Source organism: Streptacidiphilus pinicola (assembly GCF_003258295.1).
In the GTDB taxonomy this organism is placed as follows: domain Bacteria; phylum Actinomycetota; class Actinomycetes; order Streptomycetales; family Streptomycetaceae; genus Streptacidiphilus; species Streptacidiphilus pinicola.
On record NZ_QKYN01000171.1, the window covers coordinates 1 to 23,638 of the forward strand.

The following is a 23,638-nucleotide window of genomic DNA, read 5'->3' on the forward strand; positions in this document are numbered from 1 at the left end:
GCGTAGTACCGCATCGAGGCCTGGTTCGAGGTGTCGGTCTCGCAGCCCACGACGACCGACCAGTAGCCCGTGCTGATCTGCGTGCTGTCCACCGCTGCGCACTGCGCGACCGACACCGAGTTGCTCGGAGCGCTTTGAGCGGTGCGCAGAACGCCGCGTCACCGTGTGGGCTGCCCTCGCCGCCGGCCCGCTCGCCCTGTTCGCGTCCTGCGCTTCCGCTCGTGTCCCGGCTCGCACCCCCCCGCACGCGGTTACCGCCGCGGCCGCGCCGGCTCCCGCGCAGGACCCGTCGGGCTTTGCGCAACTGTTCGTCTCGCTGTGGCTGCGCACCGACGGCAGCGCCAACGACGCGCACCTCGCCGCGTTGCGCGCACTCGCCCCGAACGTCGATCTGCGCACCGCTCAAAGCGCTCCGAGCAACTCGGTGTCGGTCGCGCAGTGCGCAGCGGTGGACAGCACGCAGATCAGCACGGGCTACTGGTCGGTCGTCGTGGGCTGCGAGACCGACACCTCGAACCAGGCCTCGATGCGGTACTACGCGGTCCCCGTGCAGATGGACCAGAACGGCGTCGGGGTGGGGTCGCTGGCAGTCATCGCCCAGCCTGCCGCTGTCGCCGCGCCGACGCCGGCGGGGGTGCCGCCCACGCTGTACCCGGACAGCGCGGCTGCCGGCACGCCGCTCGCCTCCGCGGTGAGCGCGTTCGCAACGGCGTACCTGACCGGGCAGGGCGACGTGGGCGCGCTGCTCTCCCCCGGCGCCCGTATCCCAGCCCCCGCCTCGGCCCTGTACGGGCAAGTGCAGGTCGGTCAGGTCAGCGTCGGGCAGCCGGGCATGGACGGCCAGGTCCCTGCGGACGGAACCAGCTGCGAGATCTGGGTGCAGGCCACGGCCACGGACCAGACCGGCAGCGCCTGGCCGCTCGGCTACGCGCTGCGGATGCGCGCCCGGGCGGGCCGCTGGGAAGTCGCCGCCCTCGAATCCGGCCCCGCCCTCTCCACACAGCCAGCTCCGACCACGACCGCGACGCCGTCCGTGGCGGCAGCAGCGACAGCGCCCTAGCCACGCCGCCCCTCCCCGTCTCCTCTTCTTCCCTCTCCTCTTCTCTCCTATATACGGAGCCCCCTCGTGATCGAGCACCTCTACATGGCCGGCGCCCTGCAGAACCTGGGCAACAACGTGATCGGCATGTTCGCCGGGTGGGCCAAGCCCGCCCTTGAGGCGATCATCGGCCTGGTCATCGTCGTCAAGATCATCCAAAGGTTCAGCATCAAGGCCGGGATCGGCGTCGCGCTCGCCGCCATCGTGTGCCTGGGCCTCTACAACGACCGCGACCAACTCGGCACCGCCGTCACCAACGAGCTCCAGTCCGACACCCACGGCCTGGCCCAGCTTCACCACCCGATCCAGACCCTCCCCACCATCGTGGCTGAGGCGCGTCGGTGACCACCTCGGCCGTGGAGGCGCCTGTCGCGCGCTCGTACACGCGAGCGCGCCGGCACCCGTGGGTGCTGGGGAAGCTCGGCGAGATCCGGCTATGGCTGGGCCCCTACTCACGGCCGCAGCTCGTTGTCGCCGGCGTCGGCCTGCTGGTGCTGGGCAAGACGATCTCCTGGTGGTGGCCCGTCTTCGGGCCGCTGCCGATCGTCGGGCTCGGGGTCGCGGTGTGGGCGGCGCGCTGCGCGCGGATCGGCGGCCGCGTCCCGGAGGCCGCGGTGTGGGGGTGGCTTCTGCTGGCCGCCCAGCCCAGGGGCGGGCGCATCGGCGGACGGCCGGCCAAGGATCGGGCCTCCACCACCTTGCACGGCGGCTTCTTCCTCACCGAGACCGCGCTAGCCAACGGCCCCGCGGCCGACACCGCGCCGGTTGCCGGCGGTTCGGCCACGAGGCGGGCGGCACCTGCGCGCAGGGGCTCTGCTCCCTCTGCCCGGCCGGCGCGGCGTCGCCCGCAGTCGTCGCGCCCGGGCCCGACAACCAGACCGCCGTCCGGAGCGCCGTCCGGGCCGACGGTCGCGACCCGACCATCGGCGGCCGAGGCAGTCCCGTCTCGTCCCCGTTCCTCGCTGGACCTGCTGATGGAGCAGTCCGGCGCCCGCACCACGACGACGAAGGCCTGAGAGCTGATGCGTGTTCCGATCCGTCACATCGTCGACAACCTCGTGTGGTCGACCACCGGCACCGTGTGGGCCGTCTTCCGCGTCTCCCCGGTCTCCAACCGCTACGCCCCGCAGCGGGCGCGCGCGGAGCTCGTATCGCGGCTGACCTCGATGGTGCGTCAACTCGAGGGCGCGCCACGCTGGTACGGGCTGGCCGCGCAGATCGACGCGGGCGAGATCGGCACACGCATGATCGAGGGCATCGACCTGGACCGGCACCCGGCCTGGGAGGAGACCGCCGACGCGTGCTTCGACCTGGTCGCGGGTGACGAGATGTTCCGGCGCACGCACTGGCTCGCGGTGCCGCTCAAGGCCCCCACCAAGCAGGCCGCCTGGGCCGGTCAGCTCGCGGCGACGTGGACGGAGGTCGCCGACCTGCTCGGCATGGCCCCCGTGCAGGTGACCGAGCGGGAGGTCGCCGCATACCGACAGCAGGCCCGCCACCTGGCCGCGACCCTGGCCCCCGGTCCGGCACTGCGCCCGGCCCGTCCATCCGAGATCGTGTGGATGGCGCGGCACGCGATCTGCCGAGGCCTTGCGGAGCCGCTGCTGCTGGAGGCCGAAGAGTCGGCGACCGGCGGGGGCCGGGTGGTGGGCGGGACGCTGCGCTCCCCCTCGTACATGGAGCTGGGGCAGGTGCGGCTCGCCGAGGGCGGCCGCCCCGGCGTCGCGGGGGAGACGGCCCCCAGGCAGAAGGGGCGCGGGGCGCGAGGGCTGCACCGCGCGGACGGTACCTCGCCGATCGCGCGGCGATGGCTTCAGGTGGAGAGCGAGACCGGGACCTCCTACCAGGCGCAGCTCGTGGTGGCGGAGCAGCCCGCAGCGGCGGCCGCGTCGACGGCGGATGTACTCGCGCAGCTTGAGGTGTGCCCCTTCCCGGTGGACTACGTCATCGACCTGCAGGTGGTGCCGTCTGAGAAGGCGAAGCTCTCGGTTCGCCGCAAGAAGCGCGAGCTGGTCGACCAGGCCGACCAGTACGGCGCCGAGACCTCCGGTTTGCCGGATGCCATCTACAACGCGGCCGGCGACCTGGGCGAGGAGAGCAACCGCCTGGAGCAGACCACCAACGAGGTCGAGGTCCAGTCCGTCACCGCGCTGACGGTATGGGCGACCACCCCGGGCGAGGTCGAGCAACGCGCTCGAACCCTGGCCAGCGCCTTCACCGGGCTGAACTACCAAATCGTGCGGCCCGTCGGCAGCCAGGAGATCCTCTTCTCCCTCTCGCTGCCCGGGACAACCGCGTCGCCGCGGCTGCGGGAGTTCCGCCAGCACGAGCTGTCCGGCGACTGGGCGCTGCGTGGCGCCGCGACGAGCATCGAACTCGGGGACGAGCGCGGCGCGCTGGCCGGGTTCAACATCGACACCGGTGCCGCACTGCCCGTCCTCATCGATCTCGCCGGGGCCCCGGGGCGCAACCGCTCCGCCTCGTTGGGCGTGGTGGGTGAGCTCGGGTCGGGCAAGAGCATCGTGCAGAAGGGCTTCACGATCGCGGTGGTGGACCGCGGCGGACAGGCCATCATCATCGACCGCACGCCGTTGCGCGAATGGGCCGCCTTCGCGGAAGCCGCGACGGAGGGCCGAGCGCAGGTCGTCGACGCCGCCACCGCGACGGTCAGCATCGACCCACTGCGGTTGTTCCCGCCCGCGGACGGCGCCCGGTGGGCGATCAGCTACCTCACGCTGCAGCTCGGTGTCGGCGTCATGTCGCCGGCCGGCGCGCTGCTGAGCCACGCCGTGCATCACGTCGCCGCGTCCGATGCCCCGAGCATGCGCGCCGTCCTGGACTACCTCGCCACCCTCGCCCAGGCGGGCCAGACAAGTCGGCGCGCGCAGGAGGCCGCGCAGCTGGCGGACATGCTGTCGATCGTGGCCGAAGACCGGTTCGGGCAGATGGTCTTCGACCCCGCCTTGCCGCCGCTGCGCTGGCAGGACTTGGACGGCGACATGGTTGTGTTCACCACGGCCGGTCTGCTGCTTCCGTCCAAGGAGGCCCTCACGGATCCGAAGCTGCTGGCTCAGCAGCCGCTGGAGGCGTTGATCGGGCGCGCGGTGCTCTATCTGGTGGCGGCGGTCGCGCGGGAGGTCGCGTTCAAGCGCCCGGACCGGTTCGGGTGGATCGACGTGGATGAGTGCTACTGGCTGACCTCGTCCACCGAGGGCGCGAACCTGGTCCACGAGATCGTTCACGACGGCCGCAAGCACAAGGCCGGCGTCGGTCTCGGCTCCCACGACCCGATCGAGCTTGGGGACGAGACCACCCGCGGGCTGCTCGGCTACAAGCTCGTGATGCGGCACACCGACCCGGCGCTGATCCGCCGCTCGCTGGAGTTCCTGGGCCTCGACAGCTCCGATGCGCAGCTGGTGGACACCGTCGCGGGCCTCTCCCCCAGCGGCGCGACCGAGCGGCAGGGCGAGTGCCTGCTGCGGGACAACGCCGGCCGCATCGGCCGCCTGCGCATCGTGATCCCCCCGGTGGAGCGCATCGAGAAGCGGATCGGCACCACTCCCCCGGACAGCGCCGAGGGGGTCGCGGCATGACGAACCGTCTGAAGCGAGCAGTCCATTGGGCACTTGGCTGGCGCCCGACCTGGCACGGCGTGCGCCAGACCGGTTTCGTCACGGCGACGGTGTTCGCGTTCCTGGTCATCAACGCGCAGGCCGCGGCTGCCACCACGGGATCGACCGGCGGCTCGACCCCGGGGATGCTCGCGCCGTTCAACGTCCCCTCCTCCGAGGGGGTACCGCTGGACCACTACCAGCTGGTGTCCGACCCCGGCGGCATGACGGACTTCCAGCAGTCGGCCCAGTCCTACCTGATGGGCATGTGCTTCGCCCTGGTACGGATCGTGGTCGGGCTGGAGTGCTGGCTGATCCACTGGGCCTACTCCTTCCCGGTCACGAAGATGATGGCCGCCAAGTCCCAGGCCCTCGCAGACGGCTACCGCACCTGGGTCGTCGACCAGCTCGGCCTCCCGGGAATGCTGCTCGCGTGGGCGGTGGTGGTCTGCTCGGTGATGCTGCTGCGCGGCCGCACCGGCCGCGCTGCGGGGGAACTCGCCCTGACCTTCCTCATCGTCGGCGTCGCCTCCGCTGGACTGCTGCGGCCCGACGTGGTCCTCGGCTCCGGCGGGTTGCTCGACCAGGCCCGTCAGGCCTCTCTCGAGGTCGCGTCTATCACCACTAACCAGGGCGCGGCGCCGCCGGCGACGGTGGATCCGGCGAGCATCTCCGGGCCGCTGGAGCAGACCCTCACCTCCACCTTCGTCGTCGAGCCCTACCAGCTGCTGCAGTTCGGCCGCCCGATCCCGCGCGGCGACAAGGCGTACGACACCTACCTCGCATCCGTCGCGATGAACGGCGGACCCACCGGCGGCGGCACCCCCGCCGCCAACCCGCACGCCTGCGACGGGCTGGCCGGCATGCCGGCGCAGGCCTGCCAGCTCGGCCAGACCAGCCAGAGCCCGCCACCGAGCTGCGACGGACTGTCCGGCGGCACGAAGATCTGGTGCCTCCAGGGCACCGGGCGCTGCGACCAGCTGTCCGGCGCCACCAAAATCTTGTGCGACATGGGCTCCAGTCAGAGCAGCACCAGCGGCAGTGGCGGGGCGAACTGCGACAAGCTCATGGGCCTGGCCAAGCACTTCTGCCAGGCCGCCCCGCCCACGAACGGGTCGACGACCGATCAGGCCAAGGCCCTGGCCGACCGATTCAAAGATGTGGATCCGGCGATCTCCGCATACGTGGCGCCGCCGTCGTGGGACCGGGTCTTCGGCGCGATGCTGCTGCTGTTCGCCGCCCTGGTCGTCCTGGTCATGGTCGTTGCGATGGTCCTGGCGCTGTTCGCGGCGCAGGCCGCCGACGCGCTTCTCGCCGCCCTGGACTATCCCGCGCTGGTGTGGGCGATCCTGCCCGGCCCCAACCGCGGCGTGCTGTGGCGGTGGCTCGGCTCCTTCGTCACCTCCATCCTCGTGCTGTTCACTGCGTCGATCTTCCTGCCCGTCTTCGGGCTGACCTGTGCGGCGTTCCTGTCCGGCGGGCAGGACCTGATCACGAAGATGTTCCTCGTCGACCTGGTCGCCCTGGTCGCGCTCGGCTTCCACCGCCGCATCATGGCCGGCGCTTCCACCGCCGGTTCCCGTCTCGCGAACCGGATGCGCTGGGCCAGGATCGGCGGCTCCGGTTCCGGCGACGGCGCCACCCGCACCGGCCAGGTCATCGCCGGCGCCCTCGCCGCTGGCGGCCCGGGCGGCTTCGGCGGCATGGCGTCCGGCTACGCCCTGTTCGCAGGCGGCAACCCGGCCCACGCGCACCTCGCACGCCGGGCCGGTCTACTGTCCAGCGCCCGAGCCCTCGCCGACATCCCCGGCGCGCCACTGCACGCGGGCCGCCTGCTCGGTGACATCGGTCGGGAAGCCGCCCATGGTTTGGCTCCGGTCACCCTGGCCGCGCGCGGAGTTCACCACGCGTGGAAGGGCCGGGCCCTGACGCCGGAGGAGTTCGAGGCCCGCCGAATCCAGCCGGGTGCTGGCGGCGGGCTGCCGGTCGGATCCAGGTTGCACAACCGGCTGATCCAGACCCGCGGCGGCCGCGTGCTCCTCGGCGGCAGCCGCCTCGCCTGGGGTGCCAGCTTCGGCGCCCCGGCCACCTGGACCCGCGCACGACGACGCATCGCCGCCGGCGGCCGAGAGGTCCGCGGCCAGGTCGCGCACTACAACCTCGAGCGCAAGAACTACTGGCACACCGAGTGGAAGCCGGGCTTCGACGACATGACCACCCCGGCGCGCCTGGCCGAGAAGGCTGCTGCGGCCGGCGGCGCGCGGTTGCACGTCGCCGCCGACGTCTACGGGCGCCCCGCCGTCGAAGCAACCAAGCGAGCGGCCGTCAACACCGCGACCGCGGCCGTCCTGCGCACCGGCCCCGCCGGCAGCGCGACCGGCGGTGATCCGGTGCAGCCGGAGCGCTCCCACAGCCGCGTCGCATCCGACGAGGAGCGGGCGCGTGCGGAGATCCTGCACGCCCTGCGCCGCGCCCAACGCGAAGCCCGGGGCGAGAGCGGCGGTGAGGGGTCGTGAAGAAGCTGATGCTGGTGGGCTTGGTCGCCCTGGTCGGCCTGTCGCTGATGGTGCTTCCGCTGGGACTCGCCGCCTCCAGCTCCGCCACCACCACCGGCGGATCCACCGCCGGGGTCGCCGGCCTGCCGCCGGTCCTCGGCCAGGCCTACACCCAGGCCGCCGCCAAGGTGCACGACCTCGTACCCGCATGCCAGGGCATGCGGTGGGAGATCCTGGCCGGTATCGCCGAAGTCGAGACCACCCAGGCCGCCGGCCACCAGATCAGCGCGGACGGTGAGATCACCCCGCCCATCTACGGCCCGCTGCTTGACGGCTCAGGCGCCGGCGGCAACACCACCCCGGTCATCAACACCACGGCAGCGGAGCTCCAGCTGGACGCCGGCACGCACTACGCCCGCGCACTCGGCCTGTTCCAGTTCATGCCCACCACCTGGCTCTCCACCGGCGTCAACGCCCGCAGCACCAGCGCCGCGCCCGATCCGGACAACGCCTTCGACGCCGCGCTCACCGCAGCGGTGTACCTGTGCGGGAACGGCCGCGACCTCACCCAGCCGACCGAGCTCGCGGCCGCGATCCTCGCCTACAACCACTCCGACGCCTACGTCCAGCAAGTCGAAGCAGCGATCGCCCAGTACGACGCCCTCGCAGGCGCCACCTCAGCGGTTCCGGCATCGGGGAAGGCGGCGATCGTGCTGCGCGCGGCCATGTCCCAGTTCGGCGTCCCCTACTCCTGGGGCGGCGGCAACGCCGCCGGCCCGACGCGGGGTCAGTGCTGCTCCCCCGGCGGCCAGGACGGATCCACCATCACCGGGTTCGACTGCTCCGGCCTGACCCTCTACGCCTACGCCCAGGTCGGCATCACCCTGCCCCGCACCGCCGCCGCCCAAGCCGGCGTCGGCCGCCGCATCCCCGCCTCCGCCGGCCTCGGCGCGCTGCGACCCGGGGACCTCATCTTCTACGGCTACATCCCCGGCGACGACGCCTCCATCTATCACGTCGCCATATACGCAGGCAGCGGCATGCAAGTGGCTGCTCCAAGGCCAGGTGAAGGCGTCCTTCAGCAGCCAGTCGATCTCAAGTCATCCACGTTTGCCGGAGGGGCGCAGATCCTTTGAAAACCTCGCAGATTCTCGGACTCAGTGCGGCGTTGGCCGCGGTCGGCCTCCTGCTTCTGAGCGGCGGGCCGGGAGCCGGCCACCGCGCCCGAACTGCCGCCGGCGTCACCTCAGCCCCGCCGACATCCACGCCCGCTGGGGCCGGAGCCTCATCTCCGGTCGCCCCCACGCCCGCCGCCGCGGCTACGGCCACCCCGAGCAGCGCCGTCACCGGGCTCGCAAGCGCGACTCACCTTCCCAGCAACCTACTGGCGTCGGACGACGGCCCCGGCGGAGACCACCTGGTCCAGGCGATGCTCGACGCGCACAGCCCGCACAACCTGCCGCCCCAGGTCGAACAGCACCTTGACCAACTCGGGCGAGCCGTCTGGCTCGCCGACCTCACCGGCCAAGGCCGCACGCAATGGCCCCACTACTTCACCACCCCCGGAAGCTCCGGCTACACCAGCATCCGTGTCCAGGCCACGGCAGCGCACGCAACCGGCCCCAGGCGAGCGGCGGTGACGCTGATCTGGGCCGGGACCTCCCCGGCCGGTGACCCCGAAGTCGGCTTGCCCGGAACCGTCCTGCTGACGCAGCGCAGCGGCAGTACGTGGGAGCCAGTGCGATGACGACGCCCGAGCTGACCAGCCGAATCCTCGCGACACTGCTCCGACGCCAGGCGGCCGGCACCGACGAGTTGCTCACCTTGCTCTGCCAGGAGCTCCCGACAAGCGGAAGGCTGCTGGACGTCCGGCTCCAGGCGCTGCACGACCAGCAACTCGTGACCCGCCTTGACAGCGCATGGCTGCTGACCGACGACGGCCTGGCCGTCGCCCGCAGCAACCCGGCCACCTTCGGCCTCGGCATCGAGACTCCCCTCACCGCCCCAGCCGACCCCGGCCGCAGCGGGCAATCCGACACGGTGACCGCCCTGGCACTCTCGTTCCTCCGCGCCCACCGGGCGGCATTCGGCGACGCCCCGTTCGAATGGGAGCCCCATCCGCGGCTGCGCGAGACAGCTCCGGACGCTCCCACGAGGTCCACCCGACCGCCGCGATGAAGACCTTCACGTACGGACGGCGGGGTCTTGAGCCCGTGAACGCGCTGGTCGATGTGTGGGCGGAGCAGCGCGAGCCGGATGCCGCCGCCGAAAGGCTGCACCTCTACGCCGCGCTAGCCACGGCGGTAGGTGATCACCCGGCGCATGGGCCATGGCGGCGTTGGCTCGGCAGAACGCCCCTCCTTCTCATTGCCGTCCCGTCCGACGAGGTGATCAGTGTCGTCGGACGTGCGTTCCAGGAAGCGGCCAGGGCCGACTCCCGCCTGCAGGATCTAATCGACAGCATGCCGATCGGCGTGGCCAGTGCTGATGCCGTCGCGGAGGCGGGAGCTGGCGCCGCGATCTGGTGGTCACCCGCAAACGTAAGGAGACAGCCATGGCTTGAGCTTCAGCCTCGCTATTCCGGGTGATTCCGCCCCGCCAGAAGGGCCTGCCGGGCTGACATCTCCCGGGACGAGCCAGCAGGCTGGCCTGATCCCGAGGGTGACGTTCGAGAGCGGCGCGCCCGTGAGCTGGCGTTGGCTCTGTCGCGGAAGAGGAATGACACGGATGCTGTCGCAAGGAAACCCGGCAGTCAACGCCGCCTTACAGGTGCGAGTTGCGTTCTGTGCTCTGCGCCAAGGGCCCTGGAGCCGTCACCGGCTCACGGGATCAGGGCGGGGTGTGCGGCCCACGGGAGAGATTGATGCCCCCTCGCCTGCGGGTGGGACGGCCCGCGATCGAGCCCGAGCCTCCAGCCGAGTCAGCCGGCGAGGACGGGTGCCCTGGTGCGGACGCCTGAGTCGTTGGCCCAGGCACGGCTGATGTCGATGAGCAGGACCCTGCCCTACGAAGGATGGGATCCGTGCACGAAGAGCGCCTCGACATCATCGCGGAGCGGTCGAGCACCGCGCTGTAAGGGAGGGAACCACGCGTAGATCCGCTGAGCTGCCGGGCAGGCGGGTGACGTCGCCGGTGCGGGGATCCCACAGGGCTACCTGGGCGGCGTCAATGTCGAAGGACATCACCGGGCGCCCGGTGACAGGCGGAGCTCCGGCGAAGGGGGTCGACACTGACAGCGGATACAGGCAAACGGCCTTGGCAGTCAGACCGTGCCAGGCCCCCGGAAGGGTGCCGGCCGCCGCAGCAGCCTGGGCCTTGCGGCCGTCGTCCCAACCGGCAGCGACGACGCCGAGGACGCCAACGAGGAACAGGAAGCACATGGGCACCAGCAGCAGCGCGCCCGGTTCCCGGTTCCAGTACCGGGCGTATCCCGCACCCGCCAGGGCGATCAACACCCCCACGGCGCCCACCGCGATCGGACGCCAGGCCCCGATCCAGCCGAGCGTGACGGGGGCGTCGCCGGGCTGGAGCGAGAACGGGCTCAGGTACATGGCGTAGGACAGCTGCGATATCTGCTGCGTGAGCGGTGGGAACAGCGACAATGCGATGGGGATCAGGCCGAGGGCCGCTTTCCGGGCCCAAGCCGCGGCGGTGAGCAGGCGCAGACCGTTGAGCGCCGCGAGCACAGCGAGCGCCGCCGCGAACATCTGCCAACTGAAGAACGACGGCGCCATCAACGCCGTCAAGGCTCCGCCCAGTACCCCCAGACAGGCCATGAGAACGGCGAGCGAGAGGCCCCTCGTTGAATGGGAGACCGCGCCCCGTCCGAACACCCGGGGAAACAAAACCCAGTAGAACAGCGCGGCCGCCGCGCACACCGGAACCAGAAGAGCCGGGCCCCACCAGGGATGCTCCCACTGTCCGCGCGTGACGAAGACCAGCGCCATGAGCGCGCACACGAACACCACGGTGCGGGCAAGGTCAGAATCCTCCACCCTGCGCCACACCCGCTGGGGGAACGACGCCGGCAAAGCGGACGGTGACGGCGTGCCCCAGCGGCGGCGCAGCCCAGCGCCCTCGGGTCGTCGCGGCCCGTCCGAGAGCTTGGCTCGCCTCTCGAACTCGGCCTGCGCCTCCGCCTCGGAATGCTCGTGGATGACCTCGCCGGTGTCCGCGAAACCAAAGGATCGCCACCTACGCGCGCACCATCCGAGGAACCCGGTGGTGTAGACGGACGGCTTGTACACACAGAAGCCGATGCTCGGGACCAGTTGCTGCTCCCACAGCCATGCGCCGCGCACTGAGCAGGCCGGGCCGAGGTTCTTCAGGCGTTCGGTGACCTGCTCCTCGGCCGTGGTCGTGGCGAGTGTGGGGCCGCCCGGCAGCGTGACGATGACGGTCCAGTGGCTGTCCAGGTCCCGTTCGGCGGGCCCGAGCACGGCCCGAGTGACCGTGGTGTCCTCCTTGCAGGTCCATCCTGCCTCGCTCAGCACGCCGACGACCTCTTCGGCGCAGCGCTTGTGCGTCGAGACACACACCCGCACCCGCACGCCTACGGGGCCGTTCGAGCCTCCCCGCCCGGCTTGCCCCCACCCAGCCATGCTTCTCCCTCGATCGTCGCTGTGGACCGCAGACCACGAGCGAAGTCCCGTTGTGTTCTGCGGCGTTGACAGAAAGGACTTGATACACCCAAGCCGCGGGGTCGCGCACGAATCCGCGCACACACTCGGAAGGGGCAGCCAGCGATCCGATCCAGCCGCCGCCACCTCGACCTGTAAGAAGCCGCAGCGAGGCCGGTGTTGTCATGCCGCCAGAGAACCCGCTGCCCGGGAACAAGCAGCACAGTGGCGATTTCTTGACGTGTGCATGGCGTGCTCTGGACGCAGGGCCGATCGCCACCGAGAAGGATTGCCAAACCTGTGACCGCGAGGGGAGTCGCTCGCGGGAAGCCAGCCCGGCCTTGACCATCCGCCTTGAGCCTGTGGGACAGGAAGGCCCCCAGGTGGGGCCTTCCTGTCTGCACGGAATCAGTTCAGGTGGGCTGCTGGGCGGGGATCGTCCCTTGTCGGTCGTTTTGCAGCCGCCACAGTTCGTGGAACAGGCCGGCCTTGTCAGCGACGAGTTCCGTGAAGGTGCCCTGTTGGATGATGCGGCCATGGTCGAGGACCACGATGCGGTCGGCCATGGCTACGTTGGTGAGGCGGTGGGACACCAGGACGACGGCGCGGTCCTTCGCGGCAGTGCGGAGGTTGGCGAAGATCCAGTGTTCGGCGCGGGGGTCGAGTGCGCTGGTGGGCTCGTCCAGGATGAGGAGCCCAGCCGGCCTGTAGAAGGCGCGGGCGATGGCGATTCGCTGGAACTGGCCGCCGGACAAGGCCTCGCCGCCGGCCCAGTCGCGGGTGAGCAGGGTGTCCAGGCCGTTCCGGAGTCCGTCCACCACCTCGTCGGCGCTGGCCGCTTCACACGCCCTACGGATAGCGGCGTCGCCTCCGTGGACGGGCTGGCCTTGGGTGATGTTCTGGCGGGCGGTGAAGGGCCAGCGGGCAAAGTCCTGGGGGACGACGGCGGTGTGCTTCCAGGCCGCGGACGGGTCGAGGTCGCGGGTGTCCGCTCCGTCCCAGGTGACCGCCCCGCGGGTCGGCAGGTAGAGGGCGGCGAGGAGCTTGGACAAGGTGGTCTTCCCGGAGCCGTTTTCGCCGACCAGGGCGACGACCTCGCCGCGCTTCACGCACAGGTTCACCTCGGTGAGGGCGTCGCGGTCGGCTCCGTCGTAGCGGTAGGTCAGGTGCTCGGCGCGGACCTCGTGCACGTCCTCGGGTCGGAGGGTGCCGCGCTCCAGCCGGTAGCCGCCCGCTTCGCGCAGGAAGTCCGCCCAGTCCTGGAAGTACAGGCCGTTGCGGAAGGCCTGGGCGCCGATGCTGGTGATGCCCTGGACGCCGGTGGCGACGGTGCGTAGCGCGAACACCGCTGCACCTCCGGAGGCTGCGGAGATGCGTCCGGTGGCGAGGAGCCAGATCAGCGTCGCCCACACCACCCCTGATGCGAGCCCGCCGAAGGCCGCACCGATCAGTGAGACCAGCGCCCCTGCGTCCGCGGCTTGGCGGTGGGAGACGTGCATGCGGGCGCTGACGGCGCGGTAGCGGGCCATCAGGAACGGTGCCATCGTTCCGGTGCGGATCTGGTCGGCAGTGTCCTGGTCGGCCAGGAACCAGCGCAGCAGGTACCGCATCCGGCTGTGACTCATCACGCGCTGCCAGGCCAGGCGAGCGAGGGTGGCAGACCGAACCTGCGCCCAGCCCTGGGGGATGCTCGCGAGGGCAAGCAGCGGCAGCAGTACCGGGTGGATGGACGCCAGGACGGTCCCGCCCGCAATCAGGGAGACCGTCGCTGCGATGAGCTGCTGGGCGTTGTTGAACAGCTCTCCTGCCCATTCCGCGCCGCGCTCGGCCGCTTCCTTGCGGTCCCGGAATGTCGGGTTGTCGAAGGCGGAGAGTTCCACGTTCACCGCCGCCTCCGCGAACATCACCTCCGCTTCTTCCTTCACGACGGGGATGATCCGCAGCGCCAGCCAGTTCGTGATGATCCCGAGCACGGCGCGCAGGCCGGCGGTGACCACCAGGACCACGACGGAAGCCCAAGCGGATTCCAGGCGGGCGACGACGTTCCCTGACGAGAACAGGGCCGCGATGGTGCCGGTCATCGCCAGCAGCCCCGTTGCCTGTGCCACGCCGGAGAGCAGCTGGCTTGCGAGTAGCCCGGCGGTGGAGTGGCAGTCCACCTTCCACGCGAGGGCGACGGCTCGGGCGGCAAGGTGCGGCACCTTGCGGGTCATGTGTCGAAGCGTCAGCGCCTGTAGCTGGTCGGCGTACTCGGTGCCGTCCTCAACGATCAGCAGGTCATTATCTGCGTCCTGCTGTGTGGTGGTCGGGGCCGCAGGCGTCACGGGTTCCCTCCGATCGGGGTTCCGTCCGGTCGGTGTCGTTGCACGGGTTCGTGCTGGAGGTACGCGGCGACCCCGGTCCGGCGTGCGGTGTCTGTGGCGGCAAGCAGCGCATACTCGCCTGGGTCCAGGACGGTGCGCCATTCGTCCAGGCTGCGCACGGACAGTTCGCTGTGCTCGCCGGGGTCGAGCGCGATCGCGTCGATTTGGTCGTCTGTGAGGGTTCCGCCGTTGAACGTGAATCCGATGTGGCACAGCGGCCAGCCGCCTCCGACCGGGGCGAACGAGGTGGCCAGCAGTCGCGGCTCCCCTTGGAACCGGATGCCGGTCTCCTCGAAGCACTCGCGCACGGCGGTCTCCCACGGGGTCTCGCCCTTCTCGGTGTTCCCGCCGGGCCAGTCCCACCTGTCCGGGTCCAGTACCGAGCGCATCTGGATCGGCCGGCCTCGGGTGTCGGTGAAGTACAAGCAGCCGAAGAATGTCGCGTTGGCGATCGTCGTGACGTACTGGTCCGGGGGCAGCCACCCGTGCCCGGGGCCGGTCTGTTCGGTCATCAGGACTCCAGGTATGCGGTGGGGCGTTCGCCGCGGTGGACCTGCGTGGCGGCGAGGAGGTTCCGGGCGTTGTACTGCTCCATCAGCCCTGATGCTGCGGCTTCCTCGGGTTCCCACCAGCGGTGGGCCAGGATCTCCCCGGCCGGCACGGCAATGCGGTCGACGTCGGCGGCGAGGATGGGGAGATGGAAGGTGAACATGTGGCACGGGTAGGCGCCAGCGGACTTGGCGGCTCCGGGCCACAGCTCGGCGGCGGCGGTAAGCCAGCACACGGTCAGCAGCTCACCGGCGCTGCCGTTCACGCCAACTTCCTCGCGGGCCTCACGCTCGCAACCCCGTTTTGAGGGTTCGTCGCGCTCGACCTTGCCGCCCGGCAGGACCCACCAGCCCGACTTGGCGTGATGGACCAGGAGCACGCGCCCATCGTCGGGGCGTGGGATGTAGGCGGCTGCCGCTGCGGCGAACAGCGCACGTTCAGAATTCACGGGGCCTCCACGGTCGGATTCGGGCATGCCTGTTGAAGCCTCAAGCAGCGCTAGCAGTAGACGAGTTGGGGTGCTGAGGCGATGCAGTCTGCCGGGTTGGTCGGACAGTGGCGGGCATGTCGTGCGCGTCGGCACTCGAACGTGTGATCCCGTCCGTGTGTCGCTGGCGCGGGCCGCGTCGCGGCTGATTTGCTCGCCCCACCGCCCGAGGGAGGTCATCTCTCCGCGTCGTTGCCAGGCTTGGTGGCGAGGATGTCCGGCAGGTGCTCGATGTTGCTCGTGCCGGGGATGGGGGCCATGTGGTCGGCGAGGTCGAGCAGCCAGAGCAGCACCGTGGCGAGGCTTTCTCCGGTGAGGCGTCCGGCGTTCAGCGGGCGGCCCCGCAGGCGGTACACCAGGCGCGGATGTCGGCGGCGGTCGGCTGGGCGTCGCCGTGCTGGATTCTTGTGGTCTTGGCGGGGTGCCAGCCGCAGCGGGCTGACAGCACGGCGAGGGCTTCGCGGGCGGCCTGGGCGCTGGAGCTCGGGGAGCGGGGCATGGGCTGTCGGTCCGGTTGTTCGCAGGGTCAGACGGTGTACTGGTCGTGCGGTGTGGCGCGGTCCCAGACCTGCTCGAAGGCGTCGGCGCAGAGCTTGACCACCGCAGCGTCCTCGGTCCACGTCTTGGGTTCGATGGGGTGCCAGTCGCCGTCTCCGGTCCAGTTGTGGAACTGCACGAGGCGGCTGTCCAGCAGCCAGAAGTCCGTGCCCGGCAGCGCCAGGTCGAACGCCTTACGGCGGGGCAGCCAGCGCACCTGCTCCCCAGCCTGGATGTTCAGCAGGGTCGAGGCGTGTTCCCAGCGGATGTAGTCGGTGACCGGCTCGGACACGATCCGGGCGCGGCGCATCACCACCCCTCGCCCGACGGCCTCGCGGACGAGGCCAAGCCAGGCCGGCCACCACCTGGCGGTCGGGTCGAGGTCAACGTGCCCGGTCCGCTGGAAGTGCGCGAACTCGTCGGCTTCGTCGCCCACGGCGTAGCCGTCGCGCATCTCCAGGTGGACGGCGCTGTGCTGGGCTGCTGCCAGCAGCTCAGCGAACGTCGTCGATCTCGGCTTGCTCTGCTGCATCGCACGCCTTCCTCAAGATCGGCACCATACGGACCGGGTGCGGATGACGGTCTCGTGGGCGGGGATGCCGACGGCGTGCCCGGAAACCCACTCGGTGCCATCTACCAGCGCCGCAAGCATCTTGTCCGCCGTGATCCCCTGGATCACCAAGTCCGCCGTCTCATTCTCCACCCACACCGTGGGGCTTCCCTCGCCGCCCGTGTTGGGTCTATCTCGAAGAACCGTAGATCCACCATGGCCTCCCGTGTCCAGCCGGTTGCGCGGATTTGCGCCCTACGCCACCGTCGGCCTGGGCGAGGGCGAAAGCAGGGTGCGGTGGCAATGCCCGTCGGCTCGGTGGGCCGGAGTTCAACCGAGTGCGAACTGCCGGGCCATCATCCGTACCGCCTGCTCGCCGTGGCCGGCGGTGAGGCGAGCCTGGAGCCAGCCGGGAGAATTCAGCTGGCCGCGGGCGCCGGAGACGGAGTACTGGGCGAACTCGCCCTGGTTGCACGCCTGCCAGGCCGCGATGCGATTGGCCCAGCCCTGATCGCTCGTGCCGTACTCCGTGCCACGAGCGAGCATCGCGCACTCACGGAACGCGGCCTTCCAGGCGTGGCAGGGGGCTCTGGTCGCAGCGGGTGGCGCCGGTCTCCTCGGTGAACTCGACCCGGCCTAGCAGAGCGGCGAGCATGTCCAGCGGCCAGCCTGGGGCAACGTAGGGGCAGACGTTGCTGGCGTGGTCGTGACCGTGTATGTGGTCTTGGTGTACGACGAACGCGGCTACTCAGACCAGGTGACACTCTGGACGCCGTCCATCACGCTGATCTGGAACGCGCTGAGGTCTGGGCTGCCGGAGGCCTGCCAGCGCGCGATCTGCTCCTCGATCCGGTCCCACACCTCGTAGGGGCCGCCCTGGCGCACAACCCAGCGCTCCCGTGCGATGTACGCGGCCGCCCAGGCGCCGGTCTCTACGTCGAGCAGCACGTGCTCGGTCCGGCCGTGGCGGGGCAGGTCCAGGCGTTGAATGGCAGGGGCGGCCAGTTGCATGACGAACCGCGCGGTCCAGTCGCCCAGCAGGTCCGCTCCGATCGGCGTGGTCCGCTCGTCCCCGGCATCGAGGTCCGGCAGCAGCCCAAACGGCGGTGGGGATTGTGGGCGCGCGAGCATGAACGAGACGTTCCCGGTGAGCAGGTGCCCGCGAGCTTCGCGCTCGCTGATGACCGTCAGCCGTGCCAGCTCGCTGGAGTGGAGCCAGCCGCCCACGGTGGCCAGGATGATGCCGCCTGGCTTTGTCTGGTCGATCCAGTTCTGTGGGACGTCAGTGACCTGGCAGGTCGCGATGACCCGGTCGTAAGGCTCGCTTTCCTTGTGGCCGAGAAGGCCGTCCCCGACGACCAACTCGGGGTGATAGCCCAGCGAGGTGAGCGCGTTGCCGGCACGGATGCTGACGCGCTTGTCGACTTCAATCGAGACGACGTTCCCATCGCCGAGGCGTTCGCTCAGGAGCGCTGTCGAGTAGCCGGTGCCGGTGCCGATCTCCAACACTCGCATGTCTTCCTCAACGTGGAGGTCTTCGAGCATGCGGAGTACCAGGGAGGGCAGTGTGGACGACGATGTCGGCGCGCCCTGGATCGGGCCGGACGTGCCCGCTGCGGTGGTGTTGCCGTCCAGTTGCGTGACCAGCGACTCGTCGCGGTAGGCACCTGGCAACCATGCCGCATCTCCGGGTTGCACGGGCTGATACTGCGTCGGGGCGCCGGGCTGATGGATCGCGGAGAAGTAGCCGTCGCGCAGGAAGGCTTCGCGCGGCACCGCGCGGGCGGCCTGCTCCCACGCGGGGTCGCGCACGACTCCGGAGGCCGTGAGGCGGTCGATCAGTTCGGCTCGCAGCGCGAGGGAGGCGTCAGTCATGGGTTGCGCCCTTCTCCAGTAGGTCGGCAAGGGCCGCAGTGATCGGCAGGTCTGCCGCGGGTTCCAACCAGGCCCACTGTCCGTTGGGGTTAATCTCCAGGAACCACCAGCGCCCGTCTGCGTCGATGGCGAAGTCGAGCGCCCCGTACAGCAGGCCAAGGCCGACCATGAACCATCGGAGCCGGGCGGCGATCCGTTCGGGCACCTGAACGGGCTCGTACTGCAGCTCGGAATAGCGTGCGCGCCAGTCCACGACGCCGTCGGGTGCGGCGATGCGGGCAGCGAAGATCTTGCTGTCCACCACGATCACGCGGGCGTCCGCGACCTTCGGGATCTGCTGTTGGAACACGTGAGCTGCATTGGCGACGCTCTCGTCGAGGTCGGCGGGGTCAACAGTGCGGACCCACACGCATCCTGATTCGCCGTCGATGTCGTAGGCCGCGGCGTGCAGGGGCTTGTAGACGACCGGCCCGACGGCCTTCGCGAACTCGACTGCGCTCACTGGGTCGTTGGTGATCAGAGTCTCGGGGATCCGGAATCCGACGCGGCGCGCGGCGGCGAGCTGGACCGGCTTGTACTCCGCGGTGGCGACTTGCATCGGGTGGTTGACGTACGTGCAGCCAGGTAAGGCGTGCAGGATGCCGCCGAGGCCGCGCCGGTTCTCGCTGGCCGCGAACTTCCCGTCCTGGCCAGGCAGGTACGGAGCTGTGTAGAGCGAGGGGCGACGGTGGTAGAGGGCTCGGACGTGGGAGATGTTCAGGGTGCGCCCGCCGTGCTGGAGCCCGCCCGCCCAGCCGTGCTCGTCCAGGCGCGCGTCGAGCGTGGAGTGGAGTGGGAAGTCCACCCCTGGGTCGAAGCGCAGCACGGGGACGTCACGGTGGTTGAGTTCGGCGATCACCAGGTCGGCGGTCGGGTCGTCAGCGCAGGTGGAGACCAGCACGGCGGGCTCATTCATTAGTCGCCGCCCTGGTCCTGCTGGGCGTCGTGCCCGCTGTCGGGGTCCTGCTGGCCGTCCTTGCTGATCTGGGTGGGCGGGTAGGTGTTGACGCTGGTGCCGTGCTTGCCGTCCCAGGCGGGGATCGGCAGCCCCTGCTCGTCCAGGTAGATGCTGGTCTGCGTTTCGGGGTCGAGGCCGGCGTGCCGGTAGGCCTGCCCGCCGGAGTTGTTCCTCATGGGCTCCATGCGGCGGAGGCCCCAGGGAGCGTTGGTGGTGCCGGTGAGTGTCGTCACCGGTTCCTCCTGTGGATTGGGTGAGTCCGCCTTGCCAGAATGGCAGGGCGGTCGTGCAACCCGTCAGAGCGCGAAGCCGACGGGGGTCTCAGGCGGCAGTGCGTGGATCGCCGCGGATCCGCTGGCGGAGGTCACTGCCTGGCTCGTGGCATGGGCAGGAGCATGTAGTGCGCTGGGCGGGTTCGACATCGCCGGCGTTCGCGGTGAAGGTGCCCGGGCAGACCTGGTGAAGACGGGGTAGCGGGTGTCGTAGCAGGCTCCGGCCCAGCCACGGGGCTCCGGGCTCATGTCCGCTGGGGCGGCAGGATCGCCAGCTCGCCACGGACCACGCGCTCGTACGCCCCGTAGGCACGGCTGAAGTCGAGGAAGACGAGTTCCCGACCGTCGAGCGTCCGGGCCATCTCGCTCCCCCGGGTGACAACCCAACGGGCGCCGCTCCACCAAAGGTCGACTTCGTCCCTCGTGAGCGCCGAGGGGATGGGGATCACGCTGCCTCCCCCGTCCTGTGGGTGGGACAGGCGACCACCAGCCAGCCGACCTCGCCGTCCGCCACAGGCGTGTAGACGTGCCCGGCAGGCTGGAGGCCTCCCGGGGCGTTGCCACAGATGATGCAGGCGTGGGCGTGGAGTTGGGCGCTCGTCACGGCGACGTTTCGCTCTTCGCCATTGAGCGGTCGAAAGTTGGCTTTGACCAGCGGCATGGCGTAACCGTACGAGCACAGAAAGTGCAGAGGGGGGAGAGTTGCTCCCCCCTCGATTGTGAAGATCCGTCAGGCGGCGAGCAGGCCCACCTGGACCGCCAAGGCACTGGCGCGCTGCCGGCGGGCGACCGAGGGCGAGTCGACCCCTTCGAGCAGGATCGCCTTGGCGAAGCCGTTATAGCGCACGGTCTCCGGCGCTGCCTCCCAGGCGTGCTGGATGGTCGCGAGGGCGGTCTCGTGCTGTCCGTCGAGTTGGTAGGCGCGGGCCTGCTCGATCCGGTGGCGGGCGCGGCGCGGACGGGAGGGGATGCAGTGCACGTCGGATCGGGCGGCCTGGCGGACACTCTCGCCGCCCTGGTGCAGCTCGACGGCCACGGTCGTGGCGTGCGCGCCCATGATCTCTCGGGAGAACGACGTGACGGGGTCGTAGTAGCCGTCGGGGAGTTGGTCAGCGATCTGGCGGGCGCGGTCCCACCAGCCCCACGCGTCGGGGTTCTGATGGCGGCGGGCGGCGGTAAAGCCGGCCTCGAAGCGCAGGGCGCCGATGATGGCCAGGACGGGCCCTGCGGCGCCTTCGCGCAGCGGCTCCAGGTACTCAAGGGCGCGGGCGGTGACTTCCTCGGCGGCCTCGTAGTTGCGCTGCGCGGAGTCCCGGTAGGCCTGGACGGCCAGCCAGGAGGCGACACCGATGGCACGAGGGTCTTCGGACTCCTGGGCGGCCACCATGCCGCGTTCGGAGATCCGCCAGAGCAGCGACGAATCCGGCTGGTAGGCAGCGAAAAACTGCGCAAGGGCGTAGGTCTCGGCGAGGAGCGCTTGCGCGGCCCGTCGGTCGGTGGCCGTGTCGGCATGGCGGACGGCGAGTTGGGCATCACGGATCAGGTCGGGCAGGAGGGCGCCGAGGATCTCGCGGTGGTTGGGCGAGGAGTGCCGAGCCGTCCAGGCCGCACCGAGCCGCCCACGCAAGCCTTCATTGGTGGGAAGCTCTCCGGTCAGCGCGGCAGGGAGCGCGTTGACGGCGGCAGCGACCTTGGCGAGGCGGGCGTGCGTGGGGCCAATAAACAGGCCCACCTCGGAACCCCGGCCACCGATGAGCTCGGAGAGGTCGCGGAGGCGGAGTGCTTCGGCCAGCTGGAGGATGGTGACCAGGCGTGGAGGCTGCATCTTGCCGGTCTCGAGCTGCTTCACCCAGTCAGTGGACCTGCCCATGAACCCGGCAAGAACTTCACGGGTCATGCCGCGGCGGAGACGGAGGATCTTCAGACGCTGGCCGAATGCCAGCGGTGACTGGTCGGGGTCCCGGGTAGCATCGTCGGTAGGCATGGCCTTGCCCCTCTCTGAACAGCTCGACACTGTCAGAGTAGACGGCAAGGCCAGTCTCTTGTTGGGCCCTTCTCATCCCCCACAAACAACACAGCGCAGAAGCAGCGCACCGCGGGCCGAAGTCGTCTGGCTCGAGGACGGTGCGGCAACGACCCAATGTCTGCCACCACCCTGCGCGGGGTGGCGGTGCGGGCCATCGACGGAAATCGGGCCGAGGGGGTTCTCTGTCCGAGGCGTGCGCGCACAACGCGGGACCGCGCACAGCAGTGGGGGCCTCCGACTCCACCTTTGAGCGGTACCGGTGCCTGACTTTCGGGATCGTCGGCCAGCTTCTGGATCGCGCACCCGCATGTCGCCGGCCGTGCCCTCCGCCGATGCGACGCCCTGCTCTGGCCCAACGGCGGCGCAGGTGTGGCGAAGCGCGGCATGCGACATCGAAGCCACGCAAGAGGCGACATGTGCCAGGAGCGTTTGTCACCTTACTGGGTGATTTCAGCCAGCGCCGGGAACCCGACGTGCTGCCATCGACTTGCAGAACAAGAGCTGACGAGCCTCCCTCCTCGGTCAGCTCTTGATGAACCCAGAACAAGCCGTGACTCAATCCCAGTACTATCCGTTCACGATCGTTCCACGCAGAGCAAGGGGGACTCCCACCGTGCGCACCACTGAACGGTCCTTCGCGTCCACACGGACCCGTCGGCCCCGACACCTGGCCGCCTCGGCGGTCGCAGCCTCCTGCCTGCTCCTCACCGGCTGCGGAAGCTCAGCCAAGCCCACAGCCTCCGCCGACAGCGCCGCGCCGGCTGCGTCCAACTCGTCGTCGTCGCCCAACGCCACGGACACCGCGAAGACCAAGTTGCTCACTGCCTATCAGGGGTTCTGGAACCTCCAGGTCCAGGCGTACACGAGCGGCAGCCTCGACGGCCTGCCGGTCAACACCTATGCGCTGGGGCCTGCCTTCTATGACATCGAGCAGACGCTGCAGTACTACAACTCTCAGAACCTCGTGATGCGGGGACGCCCGCAGCTCTCCCCCAAGGTCGTTGCGATCAGCCTCGCCAAGGAGCCCTACAGCGCGACGATCAACGACTGCATCGACACGACCAACTTCCTCCCCTATAACAAGTCGACCGGGAAGCCTGCTCAGCTGACGGACCACGTCTTCCGTCACCCGTGGACGTTCACCGCGTCGTTCGACAACGTCCAGTGGCGCATCACGGACGGCAAGATCGACCGGAGCAAGACGTGCTGAGAAGCAGGCTTGCGGCAGCCATAGCGGCCGCAGCTGCCCTGGCCGTTAGCTTCTTGCCCAGCCGGGCAACCGCCGACGGCGGCGGAGGTGTCAACTGCGGGCCCTTCAGCGGCAACTGCAGTGTTTCGGCCAGCAGCTCGCCAGCACCTGGCGGCGGGACGAGCGGCGGTGGCGGTGGTGGAGGTGGAGGTGGTGGGAGCGGCCAGTGCCAGTTCTCCGGGCACACGTTCCCGTGCTACAACTCCTTCTTCGGGTGGTTCGACTCCCAGGATGGCTGCTACTACAAGTTCCTGGATCCACAACCCGATCCCACCAGTGTTCTGTGGCAGGGCCACAAGCCTGGTGACGGCACGGTGTACGCGGCCGAGTGCCCGCTGATAACAGGGAAGGGTCTGCCCGGCGGCGGCGCGCAGTGGTTCCAGAACCCTCCGCCCGGCTTTGGCGGCGCGGTGAACGTGCAGGCGCTGGCGCAGCAGGCTGTGTCGAAGATGGGCCTGCAGGGCCCCGCCATCGGAATCGCCCCGCCACCGGGGTCGAAGGGCGTCGTCGGTCTGCCGGTGTGGTTGTGGGACAACGTCTCCGCGACGACCTGGGGGCCGAATACGGCGTCGGCTTCCGCGGGCGCGGTGACGGTCACCGCGATCGGGAGCGTCACGCAGATCGTGTGGGACATGGGGGACGGCCAGACGGAGACCTGCGCGAGTCCGGGTGAGGCGTACCAGGCGTCGTTCGGGAACGCGCAGCCGCCGTGCGGCCACACCTACACCACCATTTCGGGCGCGCAGCCGGGCGGGAAGTACGCGATCAACGCGACCGCGACCTGGGTGGTGAACTGGCAGGCCACCACCGGGCAGACGGGGCAGATCACGGTGACCCGGAAGTCGGCGTCGTCGGTGGTCATCGGTGAACTGCGGGACTTGAACAACTAGACGACGTGGGTTGAGGAAG

Annotated in this window: 23 protein-coding genes and 2 pseudogenes; 11 read left to right on the forward strand and 14 right to left on the reverse strand. The window is 70.1% G+C overall.

Features of this window, described 5'->3' with window-relative positions:
* Nucleotides 1-163: 163 nt before the first annotated feature.
* The 9 genes from DN069_RS33865 to DN069_RS33905 all read left to right on the forward strand — a co-directional run bounded on the left by DN069_RS33865 (nt 164) and on the right by DN069_RS33905 (nt 9,793).
* Complete coding sequence (locus tag DN069_RS33865) at nt 164-1,060, forward strand: conjugal transfer protein (RefSeq protein WP_165845762.1); 897 nt, start codon at nt 164-166, stop codon at nt 1,058-1,060.
* A gap of 66 nt (nt 1,061-1,126) precedes the next feature.
* Nucleotides 1,127-1,444, forward strand: a complete 318-nt coding sequence (locus tag DN069_RS33870) for a hypothetical protein (protein WP_111507076.1) — start codon at nt 1,127-1,129, stop codon at nt 1,442-1,444.
* A complete protein-coding gene (locus DN069_RS33875; protein ID WP_243640119.1) occupies nt 1,441-2,115 on the forward strand; it encodes a hypothetical protein in 675 nt (224 codons plus the stop codon). Before DN069_RS33870 ends, DN069_RS33875 begins: the two co-directional genes overlap by 4 nt.
* Before the next feature lie 6 nt (nt 2,116-2,121).
* On the forward strand, nt 2,122-4,692 hold the full coding sequence (locus DN069_RS33880; protein ID WP_243640122.1) for an ATP-binding protein: 2,571 nt from the start codon (nt 2,122-2,124) through the stop codon (nt 4,690-4,692).
* Nucleotides 4,689-7,226 carry a hypothetical protein gene (locus DN069_RS33885; RefSeq protein WP_133260133.1) on the forward strand — a complete coding sequence of 846 codons (2,538 nt, stop codon included), beginning with the start codon at nt 4,689-4,691 and terminating at the stop codon, nt 7,224-7,226. Before DN069_RS33880 ends, DN069_RS33885 begins: the two co-directional genes overlap by 4 nt.
* Nucleotides 7,223-8,341, forward strand: a complete 1,119-nt coding sequence (locus DN069_RS33890; RefSeq protein ID WP_243640124.1) for a C40 family peptidase — start codon at nt 7,223-7,225, stop codon at nt 8,339-8,341. Before DN069_RS33885 ends, DN069_RS33890 begins: the two co-directional genes overlap by 4 nt.
* A gap of 293 nt (nt 8,342-8,634) precedes the next feature.
* Nucleotides 8,635-8,952, forward strand: coding sequence for a hypothetical protein (locus DN069_RS33895; RefSeq protein ID WP_111507079.1), 318 nt, complete (start codon nt 8,635-8,637; stop codon nt 8,950-8,952).
* Nucleotides 8,949-9,383: a hypothetical protein gene (locus DN069_RS33900; protein WP_111507080.1), complete on the forward strand. Its 435-nt coding sequence runs from the start codon at nt 8,949-8,951 to the stop codon at nt 9,381-9,383. The genes DN069_RS33895 and DN069_RS33900 overlap by 4 nt, the downstream gene beginning before the upstream one ends.
* A gap of 35 nt (nt 9,384-9,418) precedes the next feature.
* Nucleotides 9,419-9,793: a hypothetical protein gene (locus tag DN069_RS33905; protein WP_133260134.1), complete on the forward strand. Its 375-nt coding sequence runs from the start codon at nt 9,419-9,421 to the stop codon at nt 9,791-9,793.
* A 456-nt stretch (nt 9,794-10,249) separates the two neighbouring features.
* Here DN069_RS33905 and DN069_RS33910 read toward each other — a convergent pair whose 3' ends face one another.
* The 14 genes and pseudogenes from DN069_RS33910 to DN069_RS33970 form a co-directional block, all read right to left on the reverse strand.
* Nucleotides 10,250-11,743 (reverse strand): hypothetical protein, encoded by a 1,494-nt coding sequence (locus tag DN069_RS33910; protein ID WP_133260135.1) that lies wholly within the window; start codon nt 11,741-11,743, stop codon nt 10,250-10,252.
* 494 nt (nt 11,744-12,237) lie between these two features.
* Nucleotides 12,238-14,148 carry an ABC transporter ATP-binding protein gene (locus DN069_RS33915; RefSeq protein WP_243640126.1) on the reverse strand — a complete coding sequence of 637 codons (1,911 nt, stop codon included), beginning with the start codon at nt 14,146-14,148 and terminating at the stop codon, nt 12,238-12,240.
* Complete coding sequence (locus DN069_RS33920; RefSeq protein ID WP_111507083.1) at nt 14,145-14,699, reverse strand: NUDIX domain-containing protein; 555 nt, start codon at nt 14,697-14,699, stop codon at nt 14,145-14,147. Before DN069_RS33920 ends, DN069_RS33915 begins: the two co-directional genes overlap by 4 nt.
* On the reverse strand, nt 14,699-15,184 hold the full coding sequence (locus DN069_RS33925; protein WP_165845763.1) for an NUDIX domain-containing protein: 486 nt from the start codon (nt 15,182-15,184) through the stop codon (nt 14,699-14,701). The genes DN069_RS33920 and DN069_RS33925 overlap by 1 nt, the downstream gene beginning before the upstream one ends.
* A gap of 215 nt (nt 15,185-15,399) precedes the next feature.
* On the reverse strand, nt 15,400-15,579 hold the full coding sequence (locus DN069_RS33930) for a hypothetical protein (protein ID WP_111507085.1): 180 nt from the start codon (nt 15,577-15,579) through the stop codon (nt 15,400-15,402).
* A pseudogene (locus tag DN069_RS33935) lies at nt 15,561-15,722 on the reverse strand (transcriptional regulator); the annotation flags it as partial. The pseudogene DN069_RS33935 and the gene DN069_RS33930, both read right to left, overlap by 19 nt.
* Before the next feature lie 27 nt (nt 15,723-15,749).
* Nucleotides 15,750-16,292, reverse strand: coding sequence for a DUF6879 family protein (locus DN069_RS33940; RefSeq protein WP_111507086.1), 543 nt, complete (start codon nt 16,290-16,292; stop codon nt 15,750-15,752).
* Nucleotides 16,255-16,544: pseudogene (locus DN069_RS42720) on the reverse strand (hypothetical protein). The gene DN069_RS33940 and the pseudogene DN069_RS42720 overlap by 38 nt, the downstream one beginning before the upstream one ends.
* Before the next feature lie 96 nt (nt 16,545-16,640).
* The gene (locus DN069_RS40595) at nt 16,641-16,856 is read right to left on the reverse strand and encodes a hypothetical protein (protein ID WP_165845761.1); all 216 of its coding nucleotides are present in this window, start codon (nt 16,854-16,856) and stop codon (nt 16,641-16,643) included.
* 198 nt (nt 16,857-17,054) lie between these two features.
* Nucleotides 17,055-18,185, reverse strand: coding sequence for an ATP-grasp peptide maturase system methyltransferase (gene tgmC, locus DN069_RS33950; protein ID WP_111507087.1), 1,131 nt, complete (start codon nt 18,183-18,185; stop codon nt 17,055-17,057).
* Entirely contained in the window at nt 18,178-19,140 is a 963-nt protein-coding gene (gene tgmB, locus DN069_RS33955; RefSeq protein WP_207892369.1) for an ATP-grasp ribosomal peptide maturase, read from the reverse strand. Before tgmB ends, tgmC begins: the two co-directional genes overlap by 8 nt.
* Complete coding sequence (gene tgmA / locus DN069_RS33960) at nt 19,140-19,415, reverse strand: putative ATP-grasp-modified RiPP (RefSeq protein WP_243640128.1); 276 nt, start codon at nt 19,413-19,415, stop codon at nt 19,140-19,142. The genes tgmB and tgmA overlap by 1 nt, the downstream gene beginning before the upstream one ends.
* Nucleotides 19,416-19,899: 484 nt before the next feature.
* Entirely contained in the window at nt 19,900-20,115 is a 216-nt protein-coding gene (locus DN069_RS39620) for a hypothetical protein (RefSeq protein WP_133260136.1), read from the reverse strand.
* A gap of 69 nt (nt 20,116-20,184) precedes the next feature.
* On the reverse strand, nt 20,185-21,438 hold the full coding sequence (locus DN069_RS33970; protein ID WP_111507089.1) for a helix-turn-helix domain-containing protein: 1,254 nt from the start codon (nt 21,436-21,438) through the stop codon (nt 20,185-20,187).
* Between the two features lie 655 nt (nt 21,439-22,093).
* On the opposite strand from DN069_RS33970, the gene DN069_RS33975 reads away from it, so the two are divergent.
* Both DN069_RS33975 and DN069_RS39625 read left to right on the forward strand, forming a co-directional pair.
* A complete protein-coding gene (locus DN069_RS33975) occupies nt 22,094-22,690 on the forward strand; it encodes a hypothetical protein (protein ID WP_111507090.1) in 597 nt (198 codons plus the stop codon).
* Nucleotides 22,684-23,619, forward strand: coding sequence for an ATP/GTP-binding protein (locus DN069_RS39625; RefSeq protein WP_133260137.1), 936 nt, complete (start codon nt 22,684-22,686; stop codon nt 23,617-23,619). Before DN069_RS33975 ends, DN069_RS39625 begins: the two co-directional genes overlap by 7 nt.
* Nucleotides 23,620-23,638 lie beyond the last annotated feature (19 nt).